The organism is Arthrobacter sp. SPT-J7 (genome assembly GCF_059089965.1).
Genome location: NZ_JBNHFF010000550.1, coordinates 1 through 531 on the forward strand (window position 1 = coordinate 1; position 531 = coordinate 531).

The 531-nt window shown below is 58.2% G+C and carries 1 protein-coding gene and 1 pseudogene; one reads left to right on the plus strand and one right to left on the minus strand.

What is annotated here, in order from left to right:
- Positions 1-261, minus strand: a 261-nt coding sequence (locus tag AC5RWX_RS34200) for a hypothetical protein (protein WP_494100562.1), incomplete at its 3' end; no start/stop codon positions are given.
- A 31-nt stretch (positions 262-292) separates the two neighbouring features.
- Here AC5RWX_RS34200 and AC5RWX_RS34205 point away from each other — a divergent pair.
- Positions 293-531: pseudogene (locus AC5RWX_RS34205) on the plus strand (hypothetical protein); the annotation flags it as partial.

Sequence of the window (531 nt, forward strand, 5' to 3'; positions counted from 1 at the left end):
CTGGGGCCTGGTTCGTAAATACCGTCGAACCGATCGCTGGCTGAAAGTGAAAGGCGTCTTGCTTTGCTGCGTGATGGGCGTCTTGGCCGCCACGTCAGCCCTTCCGCAGATAGACATGTCCGCCTTTGGGGCTATTGATGAAAAGTCAATAGTTCGGACCAGCGACGAACAAACGGTGCCACCAAAAGCGTCGTCTCCGCCCAAAGGCGTATGGTCATCCACCGGGACGGACATCATTGGTTGGAGTTTAGATTCGGCCACAGGTGATTTTTCTCAGCTAGCACCCGGAGCTATGGTCACCGACCCGAATGAGTACAAGTACGAACTTCAGTGCCACCTTGGCGGGGGCGACTTCGATACTCCCTGCCTAGCCCGGCAAGTCGAATGCAATGACGGTCCTGATGGTGAAGAGGGTATTCCTGTCACTTGGTTATCCAGGCCCCGGGGAGTTCCCGGCGCTGTCTGGGCCTACCACTCGGGCCCGACCTGCCTCTACGACGCCCAACCTGAGGACCTGCTGCCCCGCATTGC